Origin of the sequence: Microbispora sp. NPDC049633 (genome assembly GCF_040675265.1) — a bacterium.
GTDB lineage: Bacteria > Actinomycetota > Actinomycetes > Streptosporangiales > Streptosporangiaceae > Microbispora > Microbispora maris.
This window is the reverse complement of the sequence record NZ_JBFAOO010000115.1, coordinates 1-24,206: the sequence shown is the minus strand read 5'-3', so window position 1 is coordinate 24,206 and position 24,206 is coordinate 1. Positions and strand designations below refer to the sequence as shown.

The 24,206-nt window shown below is 70.8% G+C and carries 21 protein-coding genes; 3 read left to right on the top strand and 18 right to left on the bottom strand.

Going from position 1 to position 24,206, the window contains the following annotated elements:
* The 9 genes from AB0J39_RS25890 to AB0J39_RS25850 form a co-directional block, all read right to left on the bottom strand.
* Positions 1-626 (bottom strand): shikimate dehydrogenase (locus AB0J39_RS25890; RefSeq protein WP_363469014.1); only part of this gene is annotated, 626 nt, incomplete at its 3' end.
* Complete coding sequence (gene mltG, locus AB0J39_RS25885) at positions 623-1,777, bottom strand: endolytic transglycosylase MltG (RefSeq protein WP_363469012.1); 1,155 nt, start codon at positions 1,775-1,777, stop codon at positions 623-625. The genes AB0J39_RS25890 and mltG (AB0J39_RS25885), both read right to left, overlap by 4 nt.
* A 200-nt stretch (positions 1,778-1,977) precedes the next feature.
* On the bottom strand, positions 1,978-3,012 hold the full coding sequence (gene mltG / locus AB0J39_RS25880; protein WP_363469010.1) for an endolytic transglycosylase MltG: 1,035 nt from the start codon (positions 3,010-3,012) through the stop codon (positions 1,978-1,980).
* Positions 3,009-3,512: a Holliday junction resolvase RuvX gene (gene ruvX, locus AB0J39_RS25875; protein ID WP_363469008.1), complete on the bottom strand. Its 504-nt coding sequence runs from the start codon at positions 3,510-3,512 to the stop codon at positions 3,009-3,011. The genes mltG (AB0J39_RS25880) and ruvX overlap by 4 nt, the downstream gene beginning before the upstream one ends.
* A 7-nt stretch (positions 3,513-3,519) precedes the next feature.
* Positions 3,520-6,192 (bottom strand): alanine--tRNA ligase, encoded by a 2,673-nt coding sequence (alaS, locus tag AB0J39_RS25870; protein ID WP_363469006.1) that lies wholly within the window; start codon positions 6,190-6,192, stop codon positions 3,520-3,522.
* Between the two features lies 1 nt (position 6,193).
* Positions 6,194-6,463 (bottom strand): hypothetical protein, encoded by a 270-nt coding sequence (locus AB0J39_RS25865; RefSeq protein ID WP_363469004.1) that lies wholly within the window; start codon positions 6,461-6,463, stop codon positions 6,194-6,196.
* Positions 6,460-6,942, bottom strand: coding sequence for a DUF948 domain-containing protein (locus AB0J39_RS25860; protein WP_363469003.1), 483 nt, complete (start codon positions 6,940-6,942; stop codon positions 6,460-6,462). Before AB0J39_RS25860 ends, AB0J39_RS25865 begins: the two co-directional genes overlap by 4 nt.
* A gap of 159 nt (positions 6,943-7,101) precedes the next feature.
* Positions 7,102-8,430 (bottom strand): replication-associated recombination protein A, encoded by a 1,329-nt coding sequence (locus tag AB0J39_RS25855; protein ID WP_363469001.1) that lies wholly within the window; start codon positions 8,428-8,430, stop codon positions 7,102-7,104.
* A gap of 16 nt (positions 8,431-8,446) precedes the next feature.
* Positions 8,447-8,914: a hypothetical protein gene (locus AB0J39_RS25850; protein ID WP_363468999.1), complete on the bottom strand. Its 468-nt coding sequence runs from the start codon at positions 8,912-8,914 to the stop codon at positions 8,447-8,449.
* Between the two features lie 223 nt (positions 8,915-9,137).
* Between AB0J39_RS25850 and AB0J39_RS25845 the strand changes: the two genes are divergently transcribed.
* Entirely contained in the window at positions 9,138-10,055 is a 918-nt protein-coding gene (locus AB0J39_RS25845) for a peptidylprolyl isomerase (protein WP_363468997.1), read from the top strand.
* 57 nt (positions 10,056-10,112) lie between these two features.
* Here the strand turns inward: AB0J39_RS25845 and aspS are convergent, their stop codons facing one another.
* From aspS to AB0J39_RS25830, 3 genes are read right to left on the bottom strand one after another with little or no spacing between them, the layout of a single operon-like run.
* The gene (aspS, locus tag AB0J39_RS25840) at positions 10,113-11,864 is read right to left on the bottom strand and encodes an aspartate--tRNA ligase (RefSeq protein WP_363468995.1); all 1,752 of its coding nucleotides are present in this window, start codon (positions 11,862-11,864) and stop codon (positions 10,113-10,115) included.
* A complete protein-coding gene (gene hisS, locus AB0J39_RS25835; RefSeq protein ID WP_363468994.1) occupies positions 11,861-13,117 on the bottom strand; it encodes a histidine--tRNA ligase in 1,257 nt (418 codons plus the stop codon). Before hisS ends, aspS begins: the two co-directional genes overlap by 4 nt.
* On the bottom strand, positions 13,117-13,800 hold the full coding sequence (locus AB0J39_RS25830; RefSeq protein WP_363469018.1) for an MBL fold metallo-hydrolase: 684 nt from the start codon (positions 13,798-13,800) through the stop codon (positions 13,117-13,119). Before AB0J39_RS25830 ends, hisS begins: the two co-directional genes overlap by 1 nt.
* Positions 13,801-14,068: 268 nt before the next feature.
* Here AB0J39_RS25830 and AB0J39_RS25825 point away from each other — a divergent pair, with 268 nt between their 5' ends.
* Positions 14,069-14,920, top strand: coding sequence for a peptidylprolyl isomerase (locus AB0J39_RS25825; protein WP_363468992.1), 852 nt, complete (start codon positions 14,069-14,071; stop codon positions 14,918-14,920).
* A gap of 59 nt (positions 14,921-14,979) precedes the next feature.
* Entirely contained in the window at positions 14,980-16,209 is a 1,230-nt protein-coding gene (locus tag AB0J39_RS25820) for a DUF349 domain-containing protein (RefSeq protein ID WP_363468990.1), read from the top strand.
* Positions 16,210-16,343: 134 nt separating this feature from the next.
* Here AB0J39_RS25820 and AB0J39_RS25815 read toward each other — a convergent pair whose 3' ends face one another.
* The 6 genes from AB0J39_RS25815 to ruvB form a co-directional block, all read right to left on the bottom strand.
* A complete protein-coding gene (locus AB0J39_RS25815; RefSeq protein ID WP_363469016.1) occupies positions 16,344-18,524 on the bottom strand; it encodes a bifunctional (p)ppGpp synthetase/guanosine-3',5'-bis(diphosphate) 3'-pyrophosphohydrolase in 2,181 nt (726 codons plus the stop codon).
* A gap of 275 nt (positions 18,525-18,799) precedes the next feature.
* Entirely contained in the window at positions 18,800-19,306 is a 507-nt protein-coding gene (locus tag AB0J39_RS25810) for an adenine phosphoribosyltransferase (protein ID WP_363468988.1), read from the bottom strand.
* Positions 19,307-19,399: 93 nt separating this feature from the next.
* Positions 19,400-20,446, bottom strand: a complete 1,047-nt coding sequence (gene secF, locus AB0J39_RS25805; RefSeq protein ID WP_363468986.1) for a protein translocase subunit SecF — start codon at positions 20,444-20,446, stop codon at positions 19,400-19,402.
* Positions 20,446-22,176: a protein translocase subunit SecD gene (secD, locus tag AB0J39_RS25800; protein WP_363468984.1), complete on the bottom strand. Its 1,731-nt coding sequence runs from the start codon at positions 22,174-22,176 to the stop codon at positions 20,446-20,448. Before secD ends, secF begins: the two co-directional genes overlap by 1 nt.
* A 98-nt stretch (positions 22,177-22,274) precedes the next feature.
* Entirely contained in the window at positions 22,275-22,631 is a 357-nt protein-coding gene (yajC, locus tag AB0J39_RS25795; protein WP_363468982.1) for a preprotein translocase subunit YajC, read from the bottom strand.
* A gap of 269 nt (positions 22,632-22,900) precedes the next feature.
* Entirely contained in the window at positions 22,901-23,950 is a 1,050-nt protein-coding gene (ruvB, locus tag AB0J39_RS25790) for a Holliday junction branch migration DNA helicase RuvB (RefSeq protein ID WP_363468980.1), read from the bottom strand.
* Positions 23,951-24,206 lie beyond the last annotated feature (256 nt).

Here is a 24,206-nt window from a genome sequence, read left to right as displayed (position 1 = left end):
GCGACCCGCTCGGCCAGCGCGTCGGCCGCGCCGGACGGCAGCGTGGAGACGACCAGATCGGCCGCGGGATCGAAGTCGTCGAAGGAGCGCACCGTCACCGTCGCGCCGAGGCGCTCGGCGACCCGCAGGGTCTCCCCCGCGCGGGCCGGATCGCGCACGACCAGCGTGACCTCCGCGAGCCCCGTCTCCCGAAGGGCGGCGACGGCCGAGGCCGCGGTGGCGCCGCCGCCGAGGACGACCGCGGAGGCCGGTGCGGGCACGCCCGCCTCCGCGAGCGCCCGCACGATGCCGTACACGTCGGTGTTCTCGCCGTGCCGCGCGCCGTCCTCGCCGAAGACCACCGTGTTGGCGCCGCCGACGGCCAGCGCGAGGTCGGAGACGCTGTCCAGCAGGGGGAGCACGGCGCGCTTGAGCGGCATCGTGAGCGACAGCCCGGCCCATTCGGCGCCAAGGCCGGCCATCAGGCCGGCGAGCCCGTCCTCGGCGCACTCGATCGCGTCGTAGCGCCAGTCGTCCAGGCCCATCTCCGCGTACGCCGCCCGGTGCAGGACCGGGGACAGCGAGTGGGCGATCGGGGACCCGAGGACCGCGGCCCGGCGGCCGGTCCCCTGGCCGGTCCCGGTCATTTGTTGTTCCGGTTGAACTCGTCGCGCAGCTTCCAGAACTCCGACTCCTTGTCGGTGAACTTGGTGATGCCCCGCTTGGGGTCGACCGTCACGAAGTACAGCCAGTTGCCGTCGGCCGGGTGCAGCGCGGCCTCGATCGCGTGGTCGCCGGGGTTGGCGATCGGGCCGGGCGGCAGGCCGAAGTACTTGTAGGTGTTGTACCGCGAGGTGCTCTCCAGGTCGGCGTGCGAGGCCGCGATACCGTACTTGTTGAGGCCGTACATGACCGTGCTGTCCATGCCCAGCTTCATCTGGGGGTTGGAGGCCAGCCGGTTGTAGATGACCCGGGCGACCTTCGGCATGTCCTCGGCGCTGCCGGACTCCGCCTGCACGATGCTGGCGATGATGATGATCTGCCTGGCGCTGAAGCCGAGCTGCTTCGCCTGACCCTCCAGGTCGACCCGGTCCGCGGTCTGGTTGAACCGGTCGACCATCTTGGTGAGGATCTGCTGCGGGGTGAGCTTGCTGCTGATCTCGTACGTGGCCGGGAACGCGTAGCCCTCCAGACGGCCCTTGGCGTACGCGGGGAGCCCGATGTCGGTGCGAGCGGCCTTCTTGAAGTCCTCGACGGGCTTGCCCGTGGCGGTGGACAGCTCCTCGTAGATCTTGCTCAGCCGCAGCCCCTCACGGATGGTCAGCCGGTTGAGCATGCGGTTCTTGGGGTCGAGCAGGGCCAGGGCGGACTCGGCGGACATGCTCTTGCGCATCTCGTACTGGCCCGGCTGGAGCGAGGAGCTCTTCCCTGCCGCGCCGATGGCGTTGATGAACGCCCGCGCGCTGGCCACGACGCCCTCGTCCTCCAGCATCTGGGCGACGTCGGTGGCGCTCGCGCCCTCCTCGATCTCGACGACGACCTCCCCGCGCCCCTCCCCGGTGTAGTCCTTGGGGATCATCACGCCGCGCGCCCAGGTGAATCCGAAGTAGCCGAGGCCGCCGAGGACGCCGACGATGATCACAACGGCGAACAGCGTCGCGACCCTGCCCTTGCGCCGCTGCTTCTTGCGGCGTCTGCGGCTGCGCCGCTGCTGGGTGCGGCTGCCAGAGGTCCGGCGCCGGGGAGAACCGTCGTCGTCCTCGGCGCCGAGCAGGAAGTCCATGTCCAGATCATTCATAGTGCGCTGGCCAATCTCTCGGTACGAGAGGCCTCCCGTCAAGCGAGTGTGCCAAACCGAGGGGGTTCGGGACAGGGGGTTCCGCGGGGGGCGTTCCCGATATATGGAGCCCCGCCCAGGGGGCGGCGGGGCCGTGCGGACGCACCGGGCGCGCTCCGGACCCCCGCGGGCCGGCGCCGCGCGGATGCCCCGGGAGGCGATCAGTTCGTCCCGAGATACCTGTTCAGCTCCTCCCGATATTTCCTGAACTCCGCCTCTTTGTCAGTGAATTTGGTGATTTTACGACGAGGATCAGTGGTCACGAACCAGTACCACGTGCCCTCGGCGGGATGGAGCGCGGCGACGAGCGCGGTCTCTCCCGGGTTGCCGATGGGCCCCGGCGGCAGTCCCGGCCGCGCGTAGGTGTTGTACGGCGAGTCGACCCGCGTGTCCTCGTTGCTGACCTTGAGCGTGTGGCGGTCCAGCGCGTAGTTGACCGTGCTGTCCATCTCCAGCTTCGCTCCGCGCGCGAGACGGTTGTACACCACTCTGGCGATCTTGGGGTAGTCGGCGGGGACACCGCCCTCGGCCTGGATGATGCTCGCCACCGTCACCGCCTGCTTGGGCGTGAGCCGCACGCGCGGCGCCAGCTCCTCCAGCCTCACCTTCCGCGCGGCGACCCGGAACCGGGCCACCATCTTCCTGAGCATGTCGACGGCGGTCACGCCCGGCTCGATCTCGTACGTGGCCGGGAACAGGAACCCCTCGGCGGTCCCCTCGGCGTACGCGGGCAGGCGCAGCCGCCCGGGGTCGGCGGCGGCCTCGGTGAAGTCCTTCAGCGGGATGCCGGTCCCGTCCGCGAGGATGCGGAGCACCTCATGCGTGCGCAGCCCCTCGGGCACGGTGACCTTGCGCACGACCTTGCTCGCGGGCGCGAGCAGCAGGTCGAGAGCGTCGGCGGCGGCCATCCGGCGCCGCAGGACGTAGCGGCCCGGGCGCAGGCTGCTCTCCTTGGAGCGCGTGATCACCTGCTCGATGAACGACTGGGCGCTGGCCACCACGCCGGCGCTCTCCAGCGTCCTGCCGATCTCTCCGGCGCTCGTGCCCGGCGTGATCTCGACCGTGACCGTCCCCGACCCGCCGCCGGAGTAGTCGGGGGCCTTGTCCGGCTGCCCGACGACCTCGTGCACGCCGTACGCCACCGCCGCCGCGACCAGGGCGAGCGCCCCGGCCACGACGGCCGCGGTCCGCCTCACCGTGCGGTCCCGCCGCTCGCTTCCTCACCGGGCCCGGCGCCGGGCCGCGGTGGTTCGAGGGGTCTGCCGGGGGGATTGCCGGTGGCCCGCTCGCCGTCGAGCGCGGCCTGCAGCAGCACGACGGCCGCCGCCTGGTCGATCACGTCGCGCTGGTTGCGGGCCTTCACGCCGCTGGACCGCAGGCCCTGCTGGGCGCTGACCGTGGTGAGCCGTTCGTCCACCAGCCGGATCGGGACCGGAGTCATCCGGGCGGCCAGCCGCGTGGCGAAGGCCCGTGCCGCCTCGGCGGCGTGACTCTCCCTGCCCGACAACGACGTGGGCAGGCCCACCACGATCTCGATCGCCTCGTGCTCGGCGGCGATCTCCGCGATCCTCGCCAGGTCGCCCCGGCCGCGCCGTACGGTCTCCACCGGCGTGGCCAGCAGACCCGACGGGTCGCTGCGGGCCACGCCGATGCGGACGGAGCCGACGTCGACCCCGATCCTGACGCCGTGCCTCATCGGCCGCTCACGCCACCGCGGAGGAGATGGCCTCCTCGACCGCGAGCAGCGCGTCGCCGATCGCCTCGGGCCGCGTGCCACCGCCCTGGGCCACGTCGTCCTTGCCGCCACCGCCACCCCCGAGTGCCTTGGCGGCGACGCCGACGAGCCGGCCCGCCTTCAGGCCGCGCTCGCGTCCCGCCTCGTTGACCGCGGCGACGACGACCGGCCGGTCGGAGGGGACGCCGGAGACGACGACGACCGCGGCGCGGTCGCCAGGGAACCTGCCGCGCACATCGAGGGCGAGTTTACGCAGGTCGTCGGCGGTGGTGCCATCAGGCGCGCGGTGCGTCACCACGGAGACGCCCTGGATCTCGCGGGCCTGCGCGGCGAGCTCGCCGGCCACCGCGAGCACCTGGGCCGAGCGCAGCTTCTCCAGCTCCTTCTCCGCCGTCCGCAGCCGGGTGACGATGCCCTCGATCCGCTCGGGCAGCTCCTCGCGGCGGGTCTTCAGCTGCTCGCTGAGCTGGGCGACCAGCACGCTCTCGCGGGCCAGGAACCGGAACGCGTCGAGGCCGACGAGCGCCTCCACGCGGCGCACGCCCGCGCCGATGGACGACTCGCCCAGCACCTTCACCAGGCCGAGCTGACCGGAGCTGGCCACGTGCGTGCCGCCGCACAGCTCCCGGGAGTAGTCGCCGACCTCGACCACCCGCACCTCGTCGCCGTACTTCTCGCCGAACAGCGCGAGCGCGCCCATCGCGCGGGCCTGCGCCTGGCTGGTGTAGAAGGCGTTGACCTTGAGGTCGTTGATCAGGACGGCGTTCACCTCGTCCTCGACGTCGCGCAGCATCGACGGGGAGACGGCCCCGGCCGCGGTGAAGTCGAAGCGGAAGCGGCCCGGGGAGTTCTCCGAGCCCGCCTGGGCCGCCGACTCGCCGAGCGCGTTGCGGAACCCGCGGTGCACGAGGTGGGTCGCGGTGTGGCTGCGGGAGATCGCGCGGCGCCGCTCCAGGTCGATGTCGGCCTGCGCCTGGTCGCCGACGCGCACCTCGCCGACGCGCACCTTGCCGCGGTGCACGACCAGGCCGGGCACCGGCGACTGGACGTCGACGATGTCGATCTCCGCGCCACCGGTGCGGATCACGCCCTGGTCGGAGAGCTGGCCACCGCCCTCGGCGTAGAACGGGGTGCGGTCGAGCACGACCTCCAGCGTGGTCCCCGCGCCGGCCGCCGGGACGGACGCGCCGTCGACGAGGAGGCCGATGACGGATCCCTCGGCGGTGGTGTGGTCGTAACCGAGGAAGTCGACCTTCCCGGCCTTCTCGAGGATGCCGGTGAACACCGAGATGTCGGCGTTGCCGGTCTTCTTCGCCGCGGCGTCGGCCTTGGCGCGGTCCCGCTGCTCCTTCATGAGCCGGCGGAAGCCCTCCTCGTCCACCTGGAGGCCCTGCTCGGCCGCCATCTCCAGGGTGAGGTCGATCGGGAAGCCGTAGGTGTCGTGCAGCTGGAACGCCTGGTCGCCGCTGAGCGTCGAGGCGCCCTTGCGCTTGCTCTCCTCCACCGCGACGTCGAAGATCGCCGTGCCGGTGCGGAGCGTGCCGAGGAACGACGCCTCCTCGGCGTCGATGACGGTGTGGATGTTGGCGGCGTCGGCCCTGAGCTCGGGGTACTGCTGGCCCATCACATCGATGGTCACGGCGGTGAGCGCGTGCATGTGCCGCTCCTCGCCCGCGCCGAGCAGGCGGAGGTTGCGGATCGCACGGCGCAGCATGCGGCGCAGCACGTAGCCGCGGCCCTCGTTGGACGGGAGCACACCGTCGCCGACGAGCATGACGCCCGCCCGCATGTGGTCGGCGATCACCCGCAGCGACACGTCCGCGCGCTTGTCGCGCCCGTAGCGCGAACGGGTGAGGTCGGCCGCCGTGTCGAGGATCTTGTAGGTCGTGTCGATCTCGTAGATGTTGTCGACGCCCTGCAGGATGGCCGCCATGCGCTCCAGGCCCATGCCGGTGTCGATGTTCTTGGCCGGCAGCTCGCCCGCGACGTCGAAGTCGGTCTTGGCGCGGACCGTGCTGAGCTGGAACTGCATGAAGACGAGGTTCCACACCTCGAGGTAGCGGTTCTCGTCGGCGATCGGCCCGCCCTCGCGGCCGTACTCCGGGCCGCGGTCGTAGTAGATCTCCGAGCAGGGGCCGCCCGGCCCGGGGACGCCCATGTGCCAGTAGTTGTCGGCCAGGTCACGGCGCTGGATGCGGTCGAGCGGCAGCCCCACCTTGCGGTGCCAGATGTCCTGGGCCTCGTCGTCGTCCAGGTAGACGGTCGCCCACAGGCGGTCCTCCGGGAAGCCGAAGCCGCCTTCGGACTCGGGCCGCGTCAGCAACTCCCAGGCGAACGGGATCGCCTGCTCCTTGAAGTAGTCGCCGAAGGAGAAGTTGCCGAGCATCTGGAAGAAGCTGGCGTGCCGGGTGGTCTTGCCGACCTCGTCGATGTCGAGGGTCCGCATGACCTTCTGCGCGCTGGTCGCCCGCCGGTACGGCGGCGTCTGCTGCGCCAGGAAGAAGGGCTTGAACGGGACCATACCCGCGTTCACCAGAAGCAGTGTCGGGTCCTCGGCGACCAGGCTGGCCGAGGGCACGACTGTGTGCCCGCGCTCCTCGAAGAAGCGCAGGAAGCGGCGCGCGATCTCTGCCGACTCCATTTCAGCGGCCGTCCTTTACGTCGTAGATTCTGTTCTTGCCTGTGGTGTTTCCAGCAACCGTGTCGAGTCCGAACTCGGCGCGCAACTCGGTTTCCCTGCTCGCCGACAGGCGGCGCACCTCGCCGGCGAAGTCCCTGAGCTGGTCGGCGAGGGTCACCGCGCGATCGGCGGTGCGCCTGGCCACGTGGTCGGGCCGCAACGACTGAAGCTTACGCATCGTCCAGACCGTGACGAACGCGCCCAGGGACATGTAGAAAAGCCGCCGGATCATCCGCGTCCCCTCCCGATCGCCCGGCGCTCCGCGGCCCGCTCGGCCGCGTGCCGCTCGCTGATCCTGTCCCCGATGTGAGGGCCGGTCCGGGGGCCGCCGCGGGCGACCCTGCGGGCCGGGACCCTCCGGGCGCCGCGCCTGGCCAGCGCCAGGCGGAAGCCGTCGCGGAAGGCGGAGATCTTGAGCACCGGGCCGGCGAGCAGCGTGGACGCCACCCCGGTGATCCTCACCATGTTGCCGCTGACGTCACGCATGTTGTCCGTGATCTCCTCGGCCGCCACCAGCCGCCGGTTGGCCTCGGAGACGGTCTGGCTCATGTCGTCGAGGAGCGGGGCGATGCGGTCGCTCAGCTCGGCCACCGACTTGCGGGTCTCGGTCAGCAGCCTGGCCAGCCTGACCAGCACGACGACCATGAAGCAGACCAGGATCACCCAGAAAATGGCGACCACGAGGCCCGCCAGCTCTCCCGCGGTAAGCATGTGCCGATCTCCCTAGATCAACGGAGCTGGAATGGCAAGACCTTATCGCGAACGACCTGCCCGCCGTTCCGCACCACACACACGGGGGCGCCGCGCGCCACACACACGGGCGCTGCGCGCCACATGCACAGGGCGCTCGGCACAATCCACGAGCGGAGGTCAGCCTCCGCGCAGGAAGCTCCGGATCTTCGCCCAGCGCTCGGCGAACCGCGCCTCCGCGCCGTGCGTGGTCGGCTCGTAGTAGCGGCGCTCCCGCAGCTCCTCCGGCGCGTAGTCCTGGCGGACGAGGCCGTGCTCGAAGTCGTGGGGGTACTGGTAGCCCTTGCCGTGGCCGAGCTTCTTCGCGCCCGCGTAGTGGGCGTCGCGCAGGTGACCGGGGACGCGCCCCACCATGCCCCGCCGCACGTCGTCGGAGGCCGCGCCGATCGCCTTCACGACCGCGTTCGACTTGGGCGCGAGCGCGCAGTGGATGACGGCCTGGGCGAGGTTGATCCGGCCCTCGGGCAGGCCGATGAACTCCACGGCCTGCGCGGCGGCCACCGCGACCTGCAGGCACGTGGGGTCGGCCATGCCCACGTCCTCACTGGCGAAGATCACGATCCGGCGGGCGATGAACCGCGGGTCCTCCCCCGCCTCCACCATCCGGGCGAGGTAGTGCAGCGCCGCGTCGGCGTCCGAGCCCCGCATGCTCTTGATGAACGCGCTGACCACGTCGTAGTGCTGGTCGCCCTGCCGGTCGTAGCGCACGGCCGCCTTGTCGACGGCCTTCTCCACCACCTCGACGGTGACCTCGGCCATGCCCTCGATGGCCCCGTCGGTCAGCATCGCGGCCGCCTCCAGGTAGGTCAGCGAGCGCCGCGCGTCGCCTCCGGCCAGCCGTACGAGCTGGTCGAGGGCGTCGGGGTGCAGCGTGACGCGCCCGCCGAGGCCGCGCGGGTCGGCGACCGCGCGCTCCAGGACGCCGCGGACGTCGTCTTCGGCCAGCGGCTCGAGCGTGAGCAGCAGCGAGCGGGACAGCAGCGGGGAGATGACCGAGAAGAACGGATTCTCGGTGGTCGCGCCGATGAAGGTGACCCAGCGGTTCTCCACGGCGGGCAGCAGCGCGTCCTGCTGCGCCTTGTTGAACCGGTGGACCTCGTCCACGAACAGCACGGTCTGCCTGCCGGACATACCGAGCTCGCGGCGTGCCTGGTCGATGGCGGCGCGCACGTCCTTGACCCCGGCGGAGACGGCCGAGATCTCGACGAACCTCCGCTTGGTGGCGCCCGCCACGACGTACGCCAGCGTGGTCTTTCCGGTGCCCGGGGGTCCCCACAGGAAGAGCGACATCGGGGCGTCGCTCTCCACCAGACGGCGCAGCGGCGTGCCGGGTCCCAGCAGGTGCCGCTGGCCGATCACCTCCTCCAGCGAGCGCGGCCGCATGCGCACGGCCAGCGGCTCCTGGCCCCGGTGCGCCTCCTCCGCGGCCGAATCGAACAGGCTCTCCACGTCGCCGACACTACCGTCAGCCGCCCCACACGGCGGTCGCGCCCGTGTGCCCGGTCCGTACGGCGTAGTAGCCGACGACCACCGCGAGGATCACGGCGGCGGCGGACACGACCATGAGGCCCGCCCGCGATCCGGCGCCCCGCGGAGCGCGGCGGGCCCGGGTGAGCCACACCATCACCAGGGACACGACGGTCAGGAGCGCGGTCACCGGCACGAGGACCTCGGCGAGCCCGGAGTGGGTCTCGATCGCGGCGGAGGGCCGTCCCTGGAACATCCGGTGCTCCAGCGCCTCCCCGCTCTGCTCGGCCGCGAACACGGCGCCGAGCGCCACCACGGCGGTCGCAACCAGGGCCCAGTCGAGCTTGTGCCGCAGGCGGGGCAGCGCGGCGTACGCGATGGACAGCGCCGCGAGCAGCGGCGCGAAGATCACCGCCGCGTGGACGATCAGAGCATGGGCCGGGAGTCCGAAGACCTGGTCGAACATCGTGCATCGCTCCTGTGACGGCAGCCGGGGCGCGGATCGCGGGCCGCTCCCGATATACGGATTCGATCGTCAGGAGGTTCCCAGGCAGATCTGAGAGCAAGATGAGCGCACCCGGCGCAAACCATGGTGATACCCAAGGGACGCGTGCTTTACACGAAGCCGACGGGATCACGGATAGAGTGGCGCACCAGTCGTAATAAATGGGAAAAGGGAAGGCATAGCGGTGACCGACACTGATCGGCAGAAGCAACCGGCTTCGCGCGTGAGCACGGCCGGGCGCGCGACCACTGCACGTCGCCGCCTGGGGAGCACCCTCGGTGCCGGGCTCGGGCTCCTCGCGCTGGCGGGCGGCCTGGTGGCCTGCAGTGACGGCACGGCCAACGAGGCCAAGGCCACAGCCTCGGCCAGTTCCTCCGCGTCCCCCTCGGACGCCCCCACCGTGACCGAGACCACGCTGGCGCCGGACGCGCCGACGGCCAGGCCCACCGACCTGCGTCAGATCTCCTGCACGTACCGCAAGGACGACTCGGGCAGCCCGTCGAAGTCCGTGGGCATGCCGCCGAGCAAGCTGACCAGGAGGGTCATCCTGGCCAAGCAGATGATCATCACGACCAACCAGGGTGAGATCGTCATCGACCTGGCCACCAAGGACGTGCCGTGCGCGGTGAACTCGCTCGCGTTCCTGGCGAGTAAGAACTTCTACGACAACACCGTCTGCCACCGCCTCGCGACGGTGGAGACCGTCGGCCTGGGCATGCTGCAGTGCGGCGACCCCCTGGCCACGGGTAACGGCAAGCGCAAGGAGGACGGCTCGGGCGGGCCCGGCTACCTGTTCGACGACGAGAACCTCGGCGGCATGCCGCTCGTCCGGGGAACCGTGGGACTGGCGCAGGCCACGGAGGACGCCAACTCCAACGGCAGCCAGTTCTTCATCTCCTTCAGCGACGAGAACAGCCAGCTGACCGCCGCCGGCGGCGCGTTCACCATGATCGGTGTGGTGAGCAAGGGCATGAACGTGATCGACAAGATCGCCAGAGGCGGGATCATCCCGTTCAACGGCGACCCCACCGCCGACGTGCGGGGCGAGGGCTCCAACGCCCCGAAGAAGAAGGTCGTCATCAAGGACGTGGCCATCGTCTGACCGGCCCCGGACGAAGGACGGCCCCCGCGACCGGTGTCGCGGGGGCCGTCTCGCGTTCTACTGCGCGGACTCGGGCTTGTCGGCCTTCGGCGTGGCGTCCACGCCGGCCTCCTTGCGCTGGTCCGGGCTGATCGGGGTGGGCGCCCCGCTGAGCGGGTCGTAGCCGGACGCCGTCTTCGGGAACGCGATCACGTCCCGGATCGACTCGCCGCCCGCGAGCAGCATGCAGACGCGGTCCCAGCCGTAGGCGATGCCCCCGTGCGGCGGCGGGCCGTACTTGAACGCCTCCAGCAGCCAGCCGAACTTGCTCTCGGCCTCCTCCTTGGAGATGCCGAGCACGTCGAACACGCGCTGCTGCATCTCCGCGCGGTGGATACGGATCGAGCCGCCGCCGATCTCCATGCCGTTGCAGACCATGTCGTAGGCGTACGCCAGGGCCTCACCGGGGTTGTCCTGGAAGTTGTCGGCCCACTCCGGCTTGGGAGAGGTGAACGGGTGGTGGACCGGGGTCCAGCCGCCCTCGCCGTCCTCCTCGAACATGGGGGCGTCGACGATCCACAGGAACGACCACTGCGACTCGTCGATCAGGTCGCAGCGGCGGCCGATCTCGAGGCGGGCCGCGCCGAGCAGGTCGCGGGAGGCCGCGCGCGCGCCGGCCGCGAAGAAGATCGCGTCGCCGGGCTTGGCGCCGGTCTTGCCGGCGAGGCCGGCCAGCTCGGTCTCCGACAGGTTCTTGGCCACCGGGCCGCCCAGCGTGCCGTCCTCCTGGACCAGCACGTACGCCAGACCGCGGGCGCCGCGCGACTTGGCCCACTCCTGCCAGGCGTCGAGCTCCTTGCGGGTCTGCGAGGCGCCGCCCGGCATGACGACCGCGCCCACGTACGGCGCCTGGAAGACGCGGAACGAGGTGCCGGAGAAGTAGTCCGTGAGGTCGGTCAGCTCGACGCCGAAGCGCAGGTCCGGCTTGTCCGAGCCGTAGCGCGCCATCGCCTCGGCGTACGTCATCCGGGGCAGCGGCGTCGGCAGCTCGTAGCCGATCGTCTCCTTCCAGATCCGCCCGATGAGCGCCTCGCCCAGCTCGATGACGTCGTCCTGGTCCACGAACGACATCTCGATGTCGATCTGGGTGAACTCGGGCTGCCGGTCGGCCCGCAGGTCCTCGTCGCGGAAGCAGCGGGCGAGCTGGTAGTAGCGCTCCAGGCCGGAGACCATGAGCAGCTGCTTGAACAGCTGCGGCGACTGCGGCAGCGCGTACCAGTTGCCCGGCTGGAGCCGTACGGGCACCAGGAAGTCGCGGGCGCCCTCGGGCGTCGAACGGGTCAGGTTCGGGGTCTCGACGTAGACGAAGCCGCGCTCACGCATGACCTCGTTGGCGAGGTAGGTCGCCTGCGAGCGGATGCGCAGGGCGTCGGCGATCTTCTGGCGGCGGATGTCGAGGTAGCGGTACTTCAGCCGCGCCTCCTCCGACACGCCCGCGTTGCCCTCGATCGGGAACGGCAGCGGGGCCGACTCGCTCAGCACCTCCACCTCGGAGGCGACGACCTCGATCTCGCCCGTGGGCAGATCGGGGTTCTCGTTGCCGGCCGGGCGCCGGCGTACCTCGCCTGTGACCTTCACGCAGTATTCCGCGCGCAGGTCGTGGGCGTGGTCCTCCTCGCGGAAGACCACCTGGGCCGAGCCGGAGGCGTCGCGCAGGTCGATGAAGACCACGCCGCCGTGGTCGCGCCGACGCGCCACCCATCCGGCGAGCGTCACCTTCTGGCCCGCGTGCTCCTTGCGGAGCGTGCCTGCCTCGTGGGTGCGGATCACGAGAGTTTCCCCTTCAAGAACTCGACGACCTCCGCGAGCGGAACCGCGGTCTGGTCGGCTGTGGTCAGGTCCTTCACTTGCACGGCGCCCGCCTCGATATCTCGGTCGCCGAGGATGAGCGCGTACCGCGCGCCGCTGCGGTCGGCGGCCTTCATCGCGCCCTTGACGCCACGGCCGCCGAAGGCCATGTCGACGGCGAGGCCGGCCCGGCGCAGCTCGCTCACCAGCGGGAACACCCGCCGCCTGGCCTCCTCGCCGAGCGGTACGGCGAACACCTCGACGCCGCGGGGCCGCTCGGCGAGCAGGCCCTCGGCCTCCATCGCGAGCACCGTGCGGTCCACCCCGAGGGCCCAGCCCACGCTGGGCAGCGCCGGGCCGCCGATCTGCTCGCTCAGCCCGTCGTAGCGCCCTCCCCCGCCGACCGCCGACTGGGCGCCCAGGCCGTCGTGCAGGAACTCGAAGGTCGTGCGCGTGTAGTAGTCGAGGCCGCGCACGAGCCGGGGGTCGTCCTCGTACGCCACGCCGGCGGCCGTCAGCAGGCCCCTGACCTCCTCGTGGTAGGCCTTGCAGGCCCCGCACAGGTGGTCGGTGACCAGCGGCGCGCCCTCCAGCTGCGCGCGCACCTCGGGACGCTTGTCGTCGAGCACGCGCAGCGGGTTGATCTCGATCCGGTTGCGGGTGGCCTCGTCGAGGTCCAGGCCGCGCAGGAAGTCCTGGAGCGCGGCGCGGTAGGCCGGCCGGCACTCCTTGCAGCCGAGCGAGTTCAGCAGCAGCCGGACGCCGCGCAGGCCCAGTGAGGCGTAGCCGTCCATCGCGAGGACGATGAGCTCGGCGTCGAGCGCGGGATCCTCGGCCCCAAGGGCCTCCGCTCCCACCTGGGAGAAGTGGCGGTAGCGGCCGGCCTGGGCCCGCTCGTAGCGGAAGTAGCTGCCCGAGTACCAGAGCTTGATCGGCAGCGGGCCGCCGTACAGGCCGTGTTCGAGCACGGCCCGCATCACGCTCGCGGTGCCCTCGGGGCGCAGCGTCAGCGACTGCCCGCCCCGGCTCGTGAACGTGTACATCTCCTTGGTCACGATGTCGGTCGACTCGCCGACGCCGCGGGAGAACAGCGCCGTGTCCTCGAAGGCCGGCGTCTCGACGTAGCCGTAGCCGGCGCGGCGGGCCGGCGCGGCCAGGGCGTCCCGTACGGCGAGAGCCCACTCCGAACGCGGGGGCATCCAGTCGAAGGTGCCCTTGGGCGCCTGAAAGGTCATCACAATCCCCTGGTCGGGCCTGCGTGCGGCGCGACGTCCCTGAGGAAGGGGTTGGTCGCGCGCTCGCGGCCGATGGTCGTCTGAGGTCCGTGGCCGGGCAGGACCGTGGTCTCGTCCGGCAGCGTCAGCGTCTTGGCGAGGCTGCGCAGCATGGCGGCGTGGTCGCCGCCGGGCAGGTCGGTACGGCCGATGGAGCCGGCGAACAGCAGGTCGCCCGCGAACAGGACCTCGGAGTCCTCGACGGGCGTCCGGAACGTCACCGACCCCCAGGTATGGCCCGGCCTGTGCTCGACCGTGAGCTCCAGCCCGGCCAGCGACAGCACGGCCCCGTCGGCCAGCTCCCGCACGTCGTCGGGCTCGGAAAGTTTCAGCCCGCCGAACACCTGGCCCGCCTGCGGCGGGAACCCCTTCGCCGGGTCCGACAGCAGGTCGCGGTCCTCGGGATGGATCCACGCGGGCACGTCGCGGGCGCCGCACACCGGCGCCACCGACCACACGTGGTCGATGTGGCCGTGGGTGAGCAGCACCGCGACCGGCTTCAGCCGGTGCTCGCGCAGCAGCGCGTCGAGATCCTCCACGGCGTCCTGACCTGGGTCGATGACCACACACTCCTCGCCTGCTGCGGGAGCGACGACGTAACAGTTGGTCTGGAACGACCCTGCGGGAAACCCGGCGACGAGCACGGAAGCGGCCTCTGCGTCTCTACGGATCAATCAAGGATTGCGCGAGCGAATGTAACCGAAGGGTACCGGTGCGGGTCGGCAGGCTGCGAACCAATACCCGTCAGCCGATACGATTCGCCCACCTCAATAGTCATTCTTGGAGCAGTCGAGCCGGATGCTATAGAACGGGCCGCCATTCCCGGAGCACCTCCGGGCGTGGCGGGCACGCGCCGGCGAGATCGCGTCCGGGCGTACGACCATGGGAAACAGGACAAGTCGGGAGGTCGAAGTGGTCACCGGCAAGGACCGGCAGAAGCAGCTGGCCCGGGAGCACTACCAGCGGCAACTGCAGGCACGCGCGGAACGCGAGCAGAAGGTGCGGCGCAACGCCGTCATCGGCACCACCGCGGCCGTGGTGGTGGTGATCGGCGGAGTCGTGGCGGCCACGACCCTGCTCGGCCGCGACCACGACGACGCCGCCACGGCGTCGGCGAAGCCGTCGGCGAGCATCAAGCCCGCCGTGGCCGACCCCAAGCCGTACGACCCGGCGAAGGGCACCTGCGGCTACGTCGCCGACGAGGGCAGCGGTCAGGTCAAGAACGTCGGCATGCCGCCGGAGAAGGTGAGCACGGCCCCGGCGACCATGACCATCAAGACCAACCTCGGCGACATCGTCGCGCGGCTGGACAGCGAGAAGGCGCCCTGCACGGTCAACTCGTTCAAGTTCCTGGCTTCCAAGGACTTCTTCGACGACACGAAGTGCCACCGGATGGGGACGGACTTCCCGATCCTGCAGTGCGGCGACCCGCTGGCCAAGGCCGACGGCGAGAACCCGACCGACGGCCAGGGCGGGCCGGGCTACCGGTTCGTCAACGAGAACCTGGCGGGCGCGAAGTACACGCGGGGCGTGCTCGCGATGGCGAACAGCGGCCCGAACACGAACGGGAGCCAGTTCTTCATCGTGTTCGGGGACACCGGGCTGACGCCCGACTACACGCCTTTCGGTACGGTGACCAAAGGACTCGAAATCGTGGACAAGGTCGCCAAGAAGGGCGTCATCGCCAGTGCCGGCGGGGACGGCACCGGTGCCCCGAAGCAGCCTGTGGTCATCAAAGACGTGACAATCACCAGCAAGAGCTGACGTAATACAACCAAGGGCACATCGAGCCCTGGAGGCTGATTCAAGTGCGGGAGGACACGGTGAGCACCGACCCGTGGGGCCGGGTAGACGAGGACGGCACCGTCTACGTGCGTACGGCTGAGGGAGAACGGGCCGTCGGGTCCTGGCAGGCCGGCGAGCCGGAGGAGGCGCTGGCCTACTACCGCCGGAAGTTCGACGAGCTGGCGGGCCAGGTGCAGCTCCTGGAGCAGCGGGTGCGCGGCACCGACCTCGCGCCGGCCCAGGCCGAGGCGAGCATCGCCAAGCTGCGCGAGTCGGTGACCGACGCCCACGCGGTCGGCGACCTCGGCTCGCTGCAGGACCGGCTGACGGCGCTGAGCGAGCTGGTCGGCAAGCGGCGCGAGGAGCTGCGGGCGGCGCGCGACCAGGCCCGGGCGCACGCGCGCGAGGTGAAGGAGCGGATCGTCGCCGAGGCCGAGCGCATCGCCGAGGAGACGACGCACTGGAAGTCCGGCGGCGAGCGGCTGCGGCAGCTCGTCGAGGAGTGGAAGGCCGCCGAGCGGGTCGACCGGGCCACCGAGGCGACGCTGTGGAAGAGGCTGTCCACGGCGCGTACGGCCTTCGCCAAGCGGCGCAAGGCGTACTTCTCCTCGCTCGACCAGCAGCGCGACGCGGTGCGCGGCACCAAGGAGCGCATCGTGGGCGAGGCGGAGGCGCTGGCCGACTCGACGGACTGGAACGCCACCGCGGCGGCCTACCGGGAGCTGATGCGCGAGTGGAAGGCCGCGGGCCGCGCCTCCCGCGAGGTCGAGGACGAGCTGTGGACGCGCTTCAAGGCCGCCCAGGACCGGTTCTTCCAGGCCCGCTCGGCGGTCTTCGCCGAGCGGGACGCCTCCTTCGCCGCCAACGCGGAGGTGAAGGAGGCCCTGCTGGCCGAGGCCGAGAAGCTGCTGCCGGTCACCGACGCCCGTGCCGCGCGCTCGACGCTGCGGGGCATCCTGGAGCGCTGGGAGGCCGCCGGGCCGGTGCCGCGCGACCAGCGCGACCGCCTGGAGGGCGGGCTGCGCAAGGTCGACGACGCGGTCCGCAGGGCCGAGGAGGCCGAGTGGAAGCGCTCCAACCCCGAGGCCAGGGCCCGCGCCCAGGACACGGTCAACCAGCTCCTCAAGTCCATCGGTCAGCTGGAGACCCGGCTGGCCAAGGCCCAGGCGGCAGGACGGGACAAGGACGTCAAGGAGGCGGAGGAGGCCCTGTCCGCCCGCCGCTCCTGGCTCCAGGAGGCCGAGCGCACGCTCGCCGAGTTCTCCTGACCGGCCTCATGTGACCGTCGATCCCGGCGTGACCGCGCGTCACGCCGGGATCGGTGTGCGTGCGGGTCCGCGCCCGCGTGGGAGACGCCCCCGTCGCGGGCAACGCCCTCCAGCCGGTCAGGCCGCGGCCGGCGTCAGCTGGTCACGCGGTAGACGTCGTAGACGCCCGCGACGTTGCGCACCGCCTTGAGCACGTGGCCGAGGTGCTTCGGGTCGCCCATCTCGAACGTGAACTTGCTGATCGCCACCCGGTCGCGGCTCGTCGTCACCGACGCCGACAGGATGTTCACGTGCTGGTCGGACAGGGTCCGCGTGACGTCCGACAGCAGCCGGGGCCGGTCGAGCGCCTCCACCTGGATGGCGACGAGGAAGACCGAGTCGTCCCCGGGCGACCAGGCGACCTGCACCAGCCGGTCGGGATGGGCGCTGAGCTGCTCCACGTTGGGGCAGTTGGTGCGGTGCACGGAGACGCCGTGCCCCCGCGTGACGAACCCGACGATCTCGTCCCCCGGCACCGGGGTGCAGCAACGCGACAGACGGACCCACACGTCGGGGTCGCCCGCGACCATGACACCGGCGTTCGAGTTGGCCCTCAGACGGCCCTTGAGCCGCGTCGGGACCTGGGCCTCGGCGATGTCCTCCTCGGCCCCCTCGACGCCGCCCAGGGCCTGTACGAGCTTGTCCACCACCGCCTGGGCCGTGATGTGCCCCTCGCCGACGGCCGCGTACAGCGCGGACACGTCCGCGTAGCGCAGGTCCCTGGCCAGGGCCAGCAGCGCCTCGCCGGACATCAGCCGCTGCAGCGGCAGGCCCTGCTTGCGCATGGCCCGCCCGATCGCCTCCTTGCCCGCCTCGATGGCGGTCTCGCGGCGCTCCTTGGTGAACCACTGGCGGATCTTGTTGCGGGCCCGGCCGCTCTTCACGAACTTGAGCCAGTCTCTCGACGGGCCCGCGTCCGGGGACTTCGACGTGAAGATCTCGACGGTGTCGCCGTTGCCCAGGCGGGACTCCAGCGGCACCAGCCTGCCGTTCACCCGCGCGCCGATACATCGGTGGCCGACCTCGGTGTGCACGGCGTACGCGAAGTCGACCGGGGTGGCGCCCTCGGGCAGGGCGATCACCTGGCCGCGCGGGGTGAAGACGAACACCTCCGACACCGACAGGTCGAAGCGCAGCGACTCCAGGAACTCCCCGGGGTCGGAGGTCTCCTTCTGCCAGTCGAGCAGCTGGCGGAGCCAGGCCATGTCGTTGACCTGCTTGACCTTGCCGGAGCCCGCCCCGGTCATCTCCTCTTTGTACTTCCAGTGCGCGGCCACGCCGTACTCGGCGCGGTTGTGCATGGCCCGCGTGCGGATCTGCAGCTCGATGGCCTTGCCCTCGGGTCCCATGACCGTCGTGTGGAGCGACTGGTACATGTTGAACTTGGGCATGGCGATGTAGTCCTTGAACCGCCCCGGCACCGGCTTCCACTGGGCGTGGATCGTTCCGAGCGCGGCGTAGCAGTCGCGGACCGTGTCGACCAGGACGCGGATGCCCACCAGGTCGTAGATGTCGTCGAAGGCCACGCCCTTGGCGATCATCTTCTGGTAAATCGAGTAGTAGTGCTTGGGCCGGCCGCGCACGGTCGCCTTGATCTTCGCCTCGCGCAGGTCGGCGGAGACCTTCTCGATGACCTCGTGCAGGAACAGGTCGCGGCGGGGCGCGCGCTCCGACACCATCCGGGCGATCTCGTCGTACCGCTTGGGGTAGAGCATGGCGAACGCGAGGTCCTCCAGCTCCCACTTGATGGTGTTCATGCCGAGCCGGTGGGCCAGCGGCGCGAAGATCTCCAGCGTCTCCCGGGACTTCTGCTGACGCTTGTGCTCGGGCATGTAGCGCATGGTCCGCATGTTGTGCAGCCGGTCGGCCAGCTTGATCACCAGCACGCGGATGTCGCGCGACATCGCCACGACCATCTTGCGCACGGTCTCGGCCTGCGCCGCGTCGCCGAACTTCACCTTGTCGAGCTTGGTCACGCCGTCGACGAGCAACGCGATGTTGTCGCCGAAGTCGGCTCGTAACTCGTCGAGGCTGTAGGCGGTGTCCTCGACGGTGTCGTGCAGCAGGGCGGCGCACAGCGTCTCGTCGTCGGTGCCCAGCTCCGCCAGGATCGTCGCCACCGCGAGCGGGTGGGTGATGTAGGGGTCGCCGCTCTTGCGCTTCTGATCGCGGTGATGGTAAGCGGCGACGTCGTACGCCCGCTCGATCAGCCGCAGGTCGGCCTTGGGATGGGTGGCACGGACCGTCTTGAAGAGCGGTTCCAACACCGGATTCATAGCACCCCACTGCCCCCCGAACCGGGCGAGCCTTCGTCGCGTGGCCGTAGCCGGCCTGTCCTCCGGGCTCTCCGCCGGGTCGCGCGCCGCGTCAGGGGGCACATCGGCGACGGGCTCGGGGGCGTCGCGGGAGATCACTCCGCGATCGACCCGCGCGCTGCCGGGCACGACCACATCACGGGGCACACAGACTCCTCACGTCGAGTCCAGATTCCACAGTGTATCCGTGCTGCCACAGCACTCTCGGCCACCCGCCCCCCGAGCGGCGGCTCCGCTCAGACGGTGAGCAGGGTCCGGACGTCCAGGCCCGGCAGGCGGTCGCGGCCGGAGAGGAAGGACAGCTCCATCAGGAAGGAGACGGCCACGACCTCCGCGCCCGTCCTCCTGACCAGCTCCACGGCCGCCCGGGCCGTGCCGCCCGTGGCGAGGACGTCGTCCACGATCAGGACCCGGTCGCCGGGGTCGAAGGCGTCGGCGTGCACCTCGATCGTCGCGGAGCCGTACTCGAGATCATAGGAGGCCTCGTACGTGTCGGAGGGCAGTTTGCCCTTTTTGCGCACTGGGACGAACCCCGCGCCGCTGCGATAGGCCACCGGCGCGGCCAGGATGAAGCCCCGGGCCTCGATGCCGACCACCTTGTCGAACTCCAGGCCGTCCCCTAGTTCGCCCACGACCTGGGTGAAGGCGCCGTGGTCCGCCAGGAGCGGGGTGATGTCCTTGAAGAGGATGCCCGGCTTGGGGTAGTCGGGGACATCCCTGATGAGAGCCGTCCAGTCAGTCACGACGCTCACCCTAGCGGGCCCCCGGCGGGCTCGGAGAACGCGAAGACGCCCCCGGGACCTCGCGGGTTCCGGGGGCGTCTGCGGCGAACGCGGTCAGCTCTTCTTGCGCTTGTCCGTGGTCTGCACGGTGACGTTCTGCGAGCCCGCGGAGACGGGCTCCTTCGCCGTACGGGCGGCCTTGGCGGCGGAGGCCTCCTTGGCGTGCACCCGCTGGGCCAGCGCCTGCCACTTGGGCTCCCGCTCCTTGAGCGTGACCAGGATCGGCGTCGCCACGCACAGGGACGAGTACGTGCCGACGACCATGCCGACGAACAGGGCCAGCGACAGGTCCTTCAGCGTGCCGGCGCCGAGCAGCGTGGTGCCGATGAACAGGATCGCCGCCACCGGCAGGATCGCCACCAGCGAGGTGTTCAGCGAACGGATCAGCGTGTGGCTGAGCGCGTTGTTGGCGGCCTGTGTGTAGGTCATCTTCGCGCTCGTGCCGAGCTTGCCCGTGACCTCCTTGATCATGTCGAAGACCACGACCGCGTCGTACAGCGAGTAGCCGAGGATCGTGAGGAAGCCGAGCATGGTCGCCGGGGTGACCTCGAAGCCCGACCAGGCGTAGACGCCCGCGGTGATCACGAGGTCGTGGATGAGGGCGACGATCGCCGCGAGGGCCATCCGCCACTCGAAGGCCACCGACAGGTACAGCATGATCGCGATCATGAAGACCGCGAGGCCGATCCAGGCCTTCTGCGAGACCTCGCCACCCCAGGTCGCGCCGATGACCTGCGAGCTGACCTCGTCCTCGGTGATGCCGTACTTCTGGGCCACCGTCTGCTGGACCTTGGTCACCTCCTCGCCCTTGAGGCTCTCGGTGGTGACCCGCCAGTTCGGGCCGGCCTCCTGCACGATGACCTGGTGGACTCCGGCGTCCGCGACGGTCTCGCGGACCTGCTCGATGCTGGAGCCGGGCGTGCGCGTGAAGTCGAAGACCGAGCCGCCGCGGAACTCCACGCCCAGGTTCAGCCCGTTCAGCACCAGACCCAGGATGGAGACGGCCAGCAGGAACACCGACAGGCCATACCAGACCTTGCGCTTGCCGACGAAGTCGATGTTGATGTCGCCGCGGTAGAGGCGGCTGATCACTCCCGGCATCACGCCTCCTGCAGAGTCTGCTCGGCGGGGCTGGTGCGGCCCATGCGCTCCGCGTCGAGTCCGGACAGCTTGTGGCCCTTCGAGAAGAACCGCAACCGCGCCACGAGGGACATCAGCGGCTTGGTGAACAGGAACACCACCACGATGTCGATGAGCGTGGTCAGGCCCATCGCGAACGCGAAGCCGGCCACGTCGCCGACCGCGAGGAAGTAGAGCACCACCGCGGCGATGAACATGACGGCGTCGGCGACCAGGATGGTCCGCCGGGCGCGCCGCCAGGCCACCTCCACCGCCGAGCGCAGCGTGCGGCGGCCCTCCTTGATCTCGTCGCGGATCCGTTCGAAGTAGACGATGAACGAGTCCGCGGTGATGCCGATCGAGACCACCAGACCGATGATGTGCGGCAGCGAGAGCCGGAAGCCGGCGTTGTGGCTCAGCACGTCCACCGTCAGGTACGTGAACACGGTGGCCACGGCCAGGCTGGCCATGCCGATGAGCCCCAGGCCGCGGTAGTAGAGCAGCAGGTAGAACACGACGACGATCAGACCGAGCGCGCCGGCGATGAGGCCGCCCCTGAGCTGGTCCTGGCCGAGGGTCGAGGAGACCGAGACGACCGAGCTCTGCTGGAACTTCAGCGGCAGCGCGCCGTACTTGAGCTGGTCGGCCAGTTCGGTCGCGGTCTTCTGCGTGAAGCTGCCGGAGATGCGGGCGCTGCCGCCGGGGATGGCCTCCTCGATCGTCGGAGCGACGATGACGACGCCGTCCAGCACGTTGGCGAGCTGGTTGCGCGGGGCGGGCAGGCTGGTGATGCGCCGGGTGATGTCGGCGAACAGCGTCGCGCCCTTCGACTTGAAGTCGACCTGGATGATCCACTCACCGGTGGTGGGGTCGGTGCCCGCCTGCGCGCCGCTGATCTCGGTGCCCTGCACCGCGGCCTTGTCCAGGATGTAGCGGGCCGTACCGTCGTCGCTGCAGGCGACGATCTGCTTGTTCGGGTCGTCGAGGGCGCCCTGGCCGCGGTTCTTCGCGGTGCAGTCGATCTTACGGAACTCGTCGAGCAGCGCCGGCTCGATGCCGCTGGTGTCCTGACCGGCCAGTGGGTCGCCGGCGTCATCCGGAGCGGCCGTCGGCGGGCTCGCAGCGGCCGAGGGCGAGGGCGAGGCCTTGGCCCTGGCGGCTCCCGCGCCGGCCCTGCGGTGGGTCGTGTCCCTCGTCGAGGTGCTCGTCGGCTCCGGGGACGGCGCGGTCAGCGCCTTCGACAGGACACGGCCCGCCGGAGAGGCGTTCCCGCTGGGAGCCGCGCTCTGCCTGGCAGGCGTCGACTCACTCGCAGTGGCCGCGGGCGTCGCCGCCGCCGACGAGCTCGGCGTGGGGGCCGCCGTGGGCACCTCGGCCGGCTGGTTCGAGGCGGCGGCCACCGCGAGAACCTGCCGCATGCGCAGTTCGGCGGTGGTCGACACCAGTCGCAACGCCTCGTCCCGGCCCGCGCCCGGGATCTGGATCACGATGTTGGCGTTCGCCTTCGCGACCTGGGCGTCGGAGATGCCGGTGCCGTTGACGCGCTGCCGGATGATCGTCACGGCTCGGTCGAGGCTCTCCTGCGACGGCGCCTTCCCGTTCGCCGTGACCGGCGAGAGCGTCACCGTGGTGCCGCCCGCGAGGTCGAGGCCGAACTTGGGGACGAACGCCTTCTGGAGGGCGACCGTCGCGCCCATGACGAGGATGAGCACAAAGAGCAGCAGGAGTGTGCGTCCAGGCTTGCTCTGGCTACTTGTCGGTGGGGCCACTGGAGGTCAGTTCTTTCGTCGAAAAGTTGTGATCAGCCTACTCAGGACTGCTTGGTGCTCGTGTCGTCACCGTTCCCCGTGTCGGAACCTTCCGTCACGGTCCCCTCGGTCTCCCCGCTCGTCACCTCGTCGACGGGAGTGAGCACCCGGCCGATCGCCGCCTTGACCCAGCGGGTCTCGACACCGGGGGCCAGCTCCAGCACGACGTCGTCGTCCTCGAGGGCGACGACCGTCGCGAACAGGCCTGTCGTGGTCATGACCCGGACGCCCGGGGTGAGGGAGTTCTGCATCTGGACCTGCTCCTGCTGCCGCTTGCGCTGAGGGCGGATCAGGAGGAAGTAGAACACCACTACCAGCAAGATCAGTGGCAGGAACGTCCCAAGCGGGTTGTTACCCACGGGGGCCACCCTTCCGTAACGTGATGAACCGGCCTGGCGCCGGAGGTCTTGTGCGCTTCACACGCGGGCCACCGCGACGCTTCTCGTGTCGCAAGAACGGCCAGTCAAGCCACGCAGTGTATGCGAGCCTGCAGAAGCCCGGCAACGAACCCACGGCCCGGCGGGCAGGAAAGTTCCCGTTTCATGGGCTTCGCAATCGGTCTGTTACCTCTTTGCCCCGCTTTCCGCTTCCGGCCGCCGCGTCCGAGCCGGCGCCGGTGGAGGGGCGCTCACTTGTCGTCGAAGAGCGTGGGCGCGGCGACCGCGCCCACGGCGTCGGGGGGCGGAGTCATGCCGAGGTGCGCCCAGGCCGCGGCGGTGGCGACGCGGCCCCGCGGGGTGCGGGCCAGCAGCCCCTGACGCACCAGGAAGGGCTCGGCCACGACCTCGACGGTCTCCGGCTCCTCCCCCACGGCCACCGCGAGCGTCGACAGGCCCACCGGGCCGCCGCCGAACTTGCGCAGCAACGCGTCGAGCACGGCCCGGTCGAGGCGGTCCAGCCCCTCGGCGTCGACCTCGTACAGGTTGAGCGCCGCGGCCGCGACGTCCCTGGTGATCACGCCTTCGGCGCGCACCTCGGAGAAGTCGCGCACCCGCCGCAGCAGGCGGTTGGCGATCCGGGGCGTGCCGCGTGACCGGCGGGCGATCTCGTGGGCGCCCTCGTCCGGCAGATCGACCGACAGCAGGCGGGCCGAGCGCCGCAGGACCTGCTCGAGCTCGGCCACCTCGTAGAAGTCCATGTGCGCGGTGAAGCCGAACCTGTCGCGCAGCGGCGCGGGCAGCAGCCCCGCCCGCGTGGTGGCCCCGACCAGCGTGAACGGGGCGATGTCGAGAGGGATCGAGGTGGCGCCGGGGCCCTTGCCGACCACGATGTCGACCCGGAAGTCCTCCATGGCCAGGTAGAGCATCTCCTCCGCCGGGCGGGCCATGCGGTGGATCTCGTCGATGAACAGGACCTCGCCCTCGGTCAGCGTGGACAGGATCGCGGCGAGGTCGCCCGCGCGCTCCAGCGCCGGCCCCGAGGTCATCCGCAGCGGCGCGCCCAGCTCGGAGGCGATGATCATGGCGAGCGTCGTCTTGCCTAGCCCGGGACCCCCGCTCATCAGGACGTGGTCGGGCGGGCGGTTGCGGCGCAGGGCGCTCTCCAGCACCAGCGAGAGCTGCTCGCGCACCCGGCCCTGCCCGATGAACTCCTCCAGACGCCGGGGACGCAGCGCGGCCTCGATCGCCCGCTCGTCGCCCTCCGGTTCGGGCGACACGAGATCCCGCTCGAAGCTCACTCGACACCATCCGCTCGGCCTGCCGGGAGTCCGCTTCCCGGTGAAAATTTCATCGAACCATCAGCCCGTCACACGGTCACCGCACGCTCAGCGCGCGCAGGGCGGACTTCAGCAGCACGGCCACCTGCGGGGCGCGGCCGGCCGCGTCCATCCGCTCCGCCTCCCCGCGTACCCCCCCCCCCCCCCCGAGGGGGGCGGGGGGCGAGTTTGCCAGCCCCACCCCCCCCCGGTGGTCCTGGTGACAGTAACGGAGAAC

Coding starts and splice junctions, on each gene's coding strand:
- AB0J39_RS25860 (WP_363469003.1), bottom strand. CDS start 6,942: ATGCTTACCGCGGGAGAGCTGGCGGGCCTCGTGGTCGCCATTTTCTGG.
- hisS (WP_363468994.1), bottom strand. CDS start 13,117: ATGACCTTTCAGGCGCCCAAGGGCACCTTCGACTGGATGCCCCCGCGT.
- AB0J39_RS25850 (WP_363468999.1), bottom strand. CDS start 8,914: ATGTTCGACCAGGTCTTCGGACTCCCGGCCCATGCTCTGATCGTCCAC.
- AB0J39_RS25815 (WP_363469016.1), bottom strand. CDS start 18,524: ATGAATCCGGTGTTGGAACCGCTCTTCAAGACGGTCCGTGCCACCCAT.
- mltG (WP_363469012.1), bottom strand. CDS start 1,777: ATGAATGATCTGGACATGGACTTCCTGCTCGGCGCCGAGGACGACGAC.
- secF (WP_363468986.1), bottom strand. CDS start 20,446: ATGCCGGGAGTGATCAGCCGCCTCTACCGCGGCGACATCAACATCGAC.
- alaS (WP_363469006.1), bottom strand. CDS start 6,192: ATGGAGTCGGCAGAGATCGCGCGCCGCTTCCTGCGCTTCTTCGAGGAG.
- AB0J39_RS25865 (WP_363469004.1), bottom strand. CDS start 6,463: ATGATCCGGCGGCTTTTCTACATGTCCCTGGGCGCGTTCGTCACGGTC.
- ruvX (WP_363469008.1), bottom strand. CDS start 3,512: ATGAGGCACGGCGTCAGGATCGGGGTCGACGTCGGCTCCGTCCGCATC.